We start from the raw sequence: 2,566 nt of genomic DNA on the forward strand, positions 1-2,566 counted from the left end.
GCCCACTGGCGGTCGCGCTGGCGGATCGTGTCAACATTCTGAGCAAGGCCTTTCGCAACATCGTGTTCTCGCAAATCCGGATTTCGGCGTTGAATACGTTTCTGACGGCGATCTATCTCGTCGCTGTTCTGCCGTCCTTCGGCATCGATCTGCCATTCATCAGGACAATGATAGCGCTGACTTTCGTCGCTGGCCTTCTGCCGGTCATCGGCAATCTGATCTCCAACACGGTGATCGTGGTTGTCAGCCTCAGCATCTCCTTCCTTGCAGCGCTCGGCTCGCTTGCCTTTCTCATCATCATTCACAAGCTCGAATACTTCGTAAACGCCAAGATCATCGGTTCGCGGATCAATGCGCGTGCCTGGGAGCTTCTTCTGGCGATGGTTTTCATGGAAGCCTGGTTCGGTATGCCGGGTCTTGTCGCCGCGCCGATCTATTATGCCTATCTGAAGGCTGAACTGACGATGCGCGGGCTAATCTAGGGTTAGGGCAGGTGGCGATTTGACGATGCAAGCAAGGTTGCCGGGAAACCGCGCAAATTTGGCCACTCGCTGAACAGCACCATCTTGGTTAGTGAACCCTCAGGAGTTTCGTGACTGATTTGAAGGCCCCCGTTTAATAGCACGCCCCCTGCAAAGACATTAGACAGCGCTAAAACGTAAATTGTCCGGAGGCATGTAATCTGCTAGTGTTTGATCACCGACAAACGGCTCTGGAAAGCCGTGCGTCGGACATCATGCACAAGATCAACTCAAACCGGAGAACGGCCATGAAACGGCTTCTGACGGTCGCTGCCCTTTTGGCGGCAGGCAGTTTGGCTACGATGCAAGGCGCAGCCGCCGACGACGCTGCGATGATCAAGAGCGCTGAATCTGCTGCACCACCTGCCGTGGCAAGCGGCGCTGCGGTCTACGCCGCGGATGAAAAGGGCGCCATGCGCACCCTGCGCGAGGGCAAGAACGGCTTCTGGTGCATGCCAGACAGCCCGTCCACGCCCGGCCCGGACCCAATGTGCGGCGATGCCAATGCGATGGAATGGGCGATGGCATGGATGGAAAAGAAGGAACCGCCCAAGGGCAAGGTCGGCTTCATGTACATGCTGTCCGGCGGTACCGATGGCAGCAACACCGATCCCTATGCGACGAAGCCCGAGGAAGGCAACAATTGGATAGAGACCGGCCCGCATGTGATGATCGTCAACGCAATGGACATGATGCAGGGCTATCAGACGGACCCCAAGCCTGACACATCCAAGCCCTATGTGATGTGGCCGGGCACTCCATACGCACATCTCATGATCCCGGTTAAGTAGCTGAAATGGAGTCACGCGGGCGCCAACGCTTGTTTCGCCCGCGCTTGTCCTGATAATTACAAACGCTTGCGGCGTCCGTGACCTTCAATCGAGAGTCTCGGCGGTCGGTAGCGTGTTGGCCTGATCTCCCATCACTTCCGGCAAATGGAAAGTTTCGTGACAGCTCGAACAGTGGCGGCCCTGCAATTATTCGTCAGGAAGTGCATAGTCTTTGATGACCGTCGTCGCGGGAGGAGTTCGCGTTGAACCGGACTATCCGAATGATCGCCACAGTTGCGCTGTGGAGCGTGCCATTATCCGGCCAGGCGCTTGCGCATGCTCGATTGGTCGAGGCTACTCCAGAGATCAATAGCACCATTGCCGCTCCGCCCACTGAGATTCGACTGCGCTTTAGCGAATCCATTGAGGCTCGATTCTCGGGCATCGATCTTTCGGGGCCGGATGGTGCGAAGATCACCACGGAGATCGCGGTGCAGGATAAGGACATGGTGGCACCTGTATCAAGGTCCCTTGCGCCGGGTGTTTATCAAGTTGATTGGCACGCGCTGTCAGCAGACGGGCACAAGGTGAAGGGCAATTTCAAATTTGAAGTCAGACCGTAGAAATGGACGTTGATGGCACTCTGGCCTTCGCCCGGTGGGTCTACTTCCTCTCAGTGATGATTCTATTCGGGTCGGCACTCTTCCCTTTCTATGCGCTAGGCAGAACCGCGGCTCCCGCGCTTGCGCCTCTACCCCGTAACATCAATCCTGCCCTCGCACTTGCGGCCGCAATCTTCGCGGCAATTTGGCTGCTGTGCTTTACGGCCGGGCTCTCCGGACGCGAGGGTATGGTTGACACCTTGCGCGGCGTCCTCATGGAAAGCGACTTCGGAACTGTTTGGTTTGTTCGCCTTTCGCTCGTTCTCCTGCTCCTGGTGATCAGTTTCTCGGGGCGGCCCGAATTGATCGTCGGGCCGGCTTTCTTGCTACTGACCTGCGAGGGTTGGCAGGGCCACGCGGCGGCGTTGGGCCTTCTAGGCTCACTGACTCAAGCTCTCCATGTTGCAAGTGCCGGGGCGTGGATAGGTGGCCTCCTGCCCCTCGGCCTGCTTATCGCGGCAGCACAGCGGCATCCATCCGAAGTCGCAGGCGTGGAAACCGTCCTGTGGCGCTTCTCCCGCTTTGGTATGGTGGCGGTTGCGCTCATTTTTTTGACGGGCGCCATGAACACTTGGCTCGTGCTTGGCGCGTTCCCCGATCCGCGCAACAGCTA

The 2,566-nt window shown here is 57.7% G+C and carries 4 protein-coding genes; all 4 read left to right on the forward strand.

Going from position 1 to position 2,566, the window contains the following annotated elements:
- On the forward strand, positions 1-482 hold a 482-nt coding region (locus NKI72_RS34530; protein ID WP_502909013.1), incomplete at its 5' end, for an AI-2E family transporter.
- Positions 483-736: 254 nt separating this feature from the next.
- Complete coding sequence (locus tag NKI72_RS34535; protein ID WP_352852186.1) at positions 737-1,312, forward strand: hypothetical protein; 576 nt, start codon at positions 737-739, stop codon at positions 1,310-1,312.
- Positions 1,313-1,572: 260 nt separating this feature from the next.
- Entirely contained in the window at positions 1,573-1,914 is a 342-nt protein-coding gene (gene copC / locus NKI72_RS34540; RefSeq protein WP_352757396.1) for a copper homeostasis periplasmic binding protein CopC, read from the forward strand.
- 2 nt (positions 1,915-1,916) lie between these two features.
- A partial coding sequence (locus tag NKI72_RS34545; RefSeq protein WP_352852188.1) for a CopD family protein occupies positions 1,917-2,566 on the forward strand: 650 nt, incomplete at its 3' end.

Source organism: Mesorhizobium sp. M0437, assembly GCF_040321335.1.
GTDB lineage: Bacteria > Pseudomonadota > Alphaproteobacteria > Rhizobiales > Rhizobiaceae > Mesorhizobium.

Coding starts and splice junctions, on each gene's coding strand:
- NKI72_RS34535 (WP_352852186.1), top strand. CDS start 737: ATGCACAAGATCAACTCAAACCGGAGAACGGCCATGAAACGGCTTCTG.
- copC (WP_352757396.1), top strand. CDS start 1,573: ATGATCGCCACAGTTGCGCTGTGGAGCGTGCCATTATCCGGCCAGGCG.